Below are 5,440 nucleotides of genomic sequence, written 5' to 3'. Positions count from 1 at the left end.
CGCCATTGACCGGTGAGGAGTTTTTGCATTAAGCCTTGTTTTTGCTTTTTGTAGTTTTCGAGGATTTCCTGCAAAACAGCCATTTCCTTTTTTGTAGTTTGAACAAACTGCGCAATTTTCTTTTGCTCTTTTATATCTATTGGCAATCGTAACTTTGCTGACAAAAACTTTTTATTTGTTATGTTAATAGTATTTTTAGCGCCCTTTTGAGCGACCGGATGCAAGTAGTTATTCGCATTTATAGGACTAGAAAAATAGAAGTCCAATATTGCACCTAATTCAAAAGTTTTTGGAGTGAATACGCCATAAAGCGGAGACACAATCACATCTTCTTTAATTAGGCTCTGCTTTACTATTCCCAACGGAAAATCGCCTGTCGGACTTTTGGTGTAAACAATATCGCCATAGTGGACACGATTGTAATTAGAAGTGTCTTTAGCAGCGAATGATCGTCCTAAATGTTCAATCTGATTTACTAAGCCCTTGTGAACGGAAACAGAAAATACTTCTTCTTTGCCAGTACTTTTATCTCCATGCTCATTTAACACATCAGACAAGGCTATGGTGGACCAGTTCTCATTTTGTTTTTGTTCAGTCCGTCCAAAAAGTTCCTTGCCATATTCCGTTAGTAACGACTCCTTCGCGTCGATGAGTTTTTCCATTTTTTCGATGGCGGAGTCCCAGACCGAAAGCGTCGCCGCAATTTTCTTCTGCTCTTCAAGCGGGGGTAAATTAACATCTAAATCCAAAATGCCGCTTGATTCTAATTTTCCAGCTCCAATGCCTGTACCCACAACCATATGCATGATTTTCGATTCCATGCAACCAAACCAATATAACAAGAAAGTAGAATTCAATTTTTCATTAGCATGCAAACATTTTACATCTTGGTTGAAGGCAACGTCACGCAGGCATAAACAAACGGGTATTCGCTTCCAAAGCATGCTGCCTCTCGTAAGTAACAGTAAATCATTCTTTTTTGCTAAAGACGAACCCTTTTTCAAAGCATCTTCTGTTATGTTCAACTTTGCTACTTCAACAAAATTTTTATGCATTTCTAACGCACTAATCCAAGGAATATCGCCATTCCAGAAAGAAGCATTGTCTTTGCTCGGCGTTCCTCCCGAGGACATCTTCACAACATCCCCCAACTTCACTTTTTTCCATCCATTAGGCAACATCATTTATCTTCCTCTCTATTTTCCAAAATCTTTTCAAGATACTCAATTCTCTCTATCATCTGTTTTAATAAAAAATTACTGGGCAAAGGAACTTCATTTTTTTGATTCACGCGATTTAAGCATTCGTTCTTTAAATCAGACAAAAAGGCTTTTTCTTTTTCTAAATCATATCCGTCAGGCACATTCAAATAGCGATGGCGCATTATTTTCAAGATTTCACCCTTTTTATATCGTTCAATTTTTATGTAACCATCGACAAATTTTCCGACATCAACCATGCACCATTGAAACTTTGTAACCTTATACGAAATATTCTGTATTATACCACATGCTGAATCAAATTCATAAGGATTACTTGATATCAAATTTTTGTAGAATAGCTCCTTTTCTTCTTGATAAGGATTCTCCCGTTCATTATAAATTTTCAACATTCTTTTTCTAAAATCTACTATTTTTTCTACACAATCATCTGAAGGGCTATAATTCTGTTTTATATCTTCAATACTAAGAATTTCATCAAATTCGACGCTGTTTGAATGTTCGTCCAAATATTTATTCATTTGTTGTACAACAAATTGCTTATTATTTGCACCACCATCATCGGATATTGAATATAAAACGACAAATAGAATCATCAATTGTGCAGAACTTTTTAAAGTCCCATTTTTTAATGCATCTTTGACTGCGAAATAAGCCTCCTTGGCCTCTTCATCACCCAGATCCCACCAATGGTATATTTTGCGAATTAAATAAGCGTCTCTTCCGCCAAACCAAGCAGATGAATTTATTTCTGCAACAACTTTCTCTTTGTCAAAAAAGGATTCTGTAAGCCACTGTTGCATGGGGAAATGCTCAATTTTATCCATATTATAACAGATGTCAGAAAAACAATCCCATGCAGTTAGTGAATTTTTTTCAGCAGGATATTGTCTTTCACCAAATTTCAACCCAACCATAAAATTGCGCGAAACTTCTATTTGGTTTGGATCAAATAAGCCTAGCCAGCAACCATATCGCATTGCAAGGAAATATCGAATAAAATGTTTGTCAAAGCCCCTTTCTTTTGATTTTTCTGAAAAAATGAGATTACCCAGTTGAGGGCAAAAATAGATGCACAGATGGTGGAAATCTTTTATAGTTTGCCTTAACGCTCGATAATTTCGATCAGGCATTTTCAGTACATATCCCCTCATCTGCTCTCGATCAAATTTTTGTTGTTCAGAATTATTAAACGAAAAATCGTCCATTTCCTCAAGATATTTTTGCTTTGCCGAATCAAATGATGAAAGTAATTCGTATACATATTCCCTGTTATTCCACCAAAGATTCTTTACCTTGGAATCAACATCTAACATTCCTTTGCGAGGAGCCAACCATGCTTTTAGGACATCTTCACAAGATGTCTGTATATGAAATTCCTTACCAATAACCTTTTCTTCCATGGAAAGCAAATCTTTCGAGCCACTTTGTTTTTCTCCTAATTCATTCCACTTGTTTTTATCGGCAATTAAGATGCAGGGGACATGTAACTGTTCTATATATTCATTTAAAAAACCAAATAGTTCTATTGTGGAAATCTTTTTTCGTTCCACGTCATCAAAAACAAATACTAATTTTTTCCCTCTAGATTCTATTCCCTGCAAAAATTCATCTTTAAAGAATTCAAAAGAATTCTTTGCATTCTTTTCTTTTGCGGAAGAAAAGCTTTTCTTTTTTGTACTTTCAACGAGATCTCCAACTAATGATCTAGCACTGGGCAAATAATCAAAATCCTTGAATTGTTGTTCTAAAAATGGGAAACAAATATTCTGAATTTTGCCTTCTATTTCCTTTTGATTTTGAACACCAAAAAGGCTTATATATATAACTGAATATTTTTCAGGTTCCGAAAACCAATCAAAATTATTAAAGAAATCCTTTTCTTCTGAAATACCCTTTGCAAGATAATTTTTCACAAAATATGTCTTGCCCGAGCCCCAGCAGCCCGTAATCAACACCGCATAATCGGGAGACTGCTCCTTGTTCAGGTAGTAGTCCAGAAATTCTTCAATGTGCTTGTTGCTGTTTGACATATTTCGTCCTTTGTTTTCGTCAACCATTTTCGTGGCCCTACGAAAATGGTCTATTTCCCAATCCTCTTTGTTTCCTTTTCAATCAAAATTGGTTTCTGTAAATCAAGCGATAGAATAGTTCCAAGTTGACTTTCTGCCGTTTCACGTAGTTTTACGAGTCGTTCTGATTGCGCCATACCTTCCTTTATCAAAATGGCATTGTAGCTTTCAAGGTTTGCCAAAACCAAAAGATGCGGGATATCGGCGTAATCCCTAATATTTCCTTTTTTGCCCGGATTATTAGTTCGCCATTCCTTGGCTGTTTCTCCAAAAAGAGCCACATTCAATAGATCAGCTTCATCGGCATAAACAAAGCTCTTCTGCATCGAGGTCAACTGCGGCAAAATAAGTTTTCCCTTAATCGCATCAGTATGAATCCTGTAGTTCAGCTTGGAAATTTCCCTATTAAGGTTCCAATTTAGGGACAGGCGGCTGCTTTCGTCCGATTTTAAGCGCCGATAATCCTTGACAATATACAGTTTGAATTCTGGAGATATCCACGATGCAAATTCCATAGCGATATCGCTATGCGCAAAAATACCGCCACCGTATCGACCAAACTTACAAACAATACCCTTAGCATTTGTTTGTTCAATCCACTTTGTAGGGGTCATAACAAATCGGTTTAAACCGGCGTCATTTTTAACCGTGTCGAAATGCACACGGTTAAAATCTGGATTATGGAGGCACTCCCATACAGCTAGAAATTCTATTGTATTACGATTACGCATCCAGTTTTGGATGACAAAACGGGGGTCATCTTCATTACGGTATTTCGCGATATCAGTCATTGAAATATACTCATTTTCAAAATCCGTGGTATAAATGCCAATATCAATCCCTAAGGCATGAATCGTTTCTTTTTTCATCTGAATCATCTTTTTTACTTTTACCATATTTCGCTCCTATCTCTGCCTTATTTTTCTTAGCCGATGCAAAACGATCCTTACCCCCGCTTAATCTCCTTCAGTTTTTGGGCCATCTGCTTACGGACTTCGGCGAGTTCCTTTTCAAGGCGGTCGATATCCTTCTGCACCGCGTCCACATCAATGGGAGCCTCCTCTTCGAAGGTATCCACGTAGCGCGGAATATTCAGGTTGTAGTCGTTTTCCTTGATTTCGTCGAGGGTCGCCACGTAACTGTACTTTTCTTCACCGCCAAAACTCAAATCTTCAAGATACGTCTTGTAGGTTTCGACAATTTTTTCAACATCCTGTTCTCGGAGAGCATTCTGATTCTTTCCCTTTTCGTAATGCTCGTCGCCGCTGGCATCGATGAACAGCACGCGATTGCTGGCGCCACGACTTTTGCGGAATACTAGAATACACGCAGGAATACTCGTTCCATAGAACAGGTTCGCCGGGAGGCCAATGACCGCATCTAGGAAGTTGAATTTTTCGATAATCGTCTGGCGAATCTTGCCTTCGCTTGCACCACGGAACAGCACGCCATGCGGAAGTACAATGCCCATACGGCCCGTAGCATCGTCAAGGCTATGGAGGAAATGCATCACGAAGGCGTAATCACCCTTGGATGTCGGCGGAACGCCCCAATCAAAGCGCTTATACGGATCGAGATCAGCGGACATTTTCGCCTTCTTGTCGTTCTCGGACGCATCGCCCAAGAAACCGCTGTCCCATTTGTCCAAGGAGAACGGCGGGTTCGCCACAATGCACTGGAATTTCATCAGCTGGTCGTTTTCGATGTTGCCCGGGTTCGAGAGCGTGTCACCCTGCCAAATCACGGCATCGTCTACTCCGTGCAAGAACATGTTCATGCGGCAGAGAGCCCAAGTCTGCATGTTCTGTTCCTGGCCATAAATACGCGCCTTGCGGTTCTTGATTTGCGCAAATGCCTTGAGCAGCAAGCCGCCGCTTCCGCAGGTGCCGTCGTAAATGCGGTCGTTTTCCTTGGGCTTCACCAAGCGCGCGACAAGTTCAGAAACCTTGTTCGGCGTGTAGAATTCACCGCCCTTCTTGCCCGCGTCCGAGGCGAAAAATGCAATCATATATTCGTAAGCGTCGCCGATGATATCTGCGTTATCAAGCTGCGACGGGCGCAAGTCAAGGTCATTAAAATCTTCAAGAAGGTTTTTTAATACGGCATTTTTTTCCTTAACATCACCAAGATTCACTGACGAATTGTAAT

The 5,440-nt window shown here is 39.6% G+C and carries 4 protein-coding genes; all 4 read right to left on the bottom strand.

The window, feature by feature from the left end:
* The coding region (locus tag IKG78_RS18925) for a restriction endonuclease subunit S (RefSeq protein WP_290946569.1) at positions 1 to 1,184 on the bottom strand (1,184 nt) is incomplete at its 3' end.
* Positions 1,181 to 3,280 (bottom strand): P-loop NTPase fold protein, encoded by a 2,100-nt coding sequence (locus IKG78_RS18920; RefSeq protein WP_290946562.1) that lies wholly within the window; start codon positions 3,278 to 3,280, stop codon positions 1,181 to 1,183. The genes IKG78_RS18925 and IKG78_RS18920, both read right to left, overlap by 4 nt.
* A 23-nt stretch (positions 3,281 to 3,303) precedes the next feature.
* Complete coding sequence (locus tag IKG78_RS18915; RefSeq protein ID WP_366075879.1) at positions 3,304 to 4,170, bottom strand: KilA-N domain-containing protein; 867 nt, start codon at positions 4,168 to 4,170, stop codon at positions 3,304 to 3,306.
* 68 nt (positions 4,171 to 4,238) lie between these two features.
* Positions 4,239 to 5,440: type I restriction-modification system subunit M (locus IKG78_RS18910; protein WP_290946546.1), on the bottom strand; the 1,202-nt coding region annotated here is incomplete at its 5' end.

The organism is Fibrobacter sp. (genome assembly GCF_017545445.1).
GTDB lineage: Bacteria > Fibrobacterota > Fibrobacteria > Fibrobacterales > Fibrobacteraceae > Fibrobacter.
The sequence above is the reverse complement of the archived record's forward strand: the minus strand, read 5'-3'. Positions and strand labels throughout refer to the sequence as shown.

Coding starts and splice junctions, on each gene's coding strand:
- IKG78_RS18915 (WP_366075879.1), bottom strand. CDS start 4,170: ATGATTCAGATGAAAAAAGAAACGATTCATGCCTTAGGGATTGATATT.
- IKG78_RS18920 (WP_290946562.1), bottom strand. CDS start 3,280: ATGGTTGACGAAAACAAAGGACGAAATATGTCAAACAGCAACAAGCAC.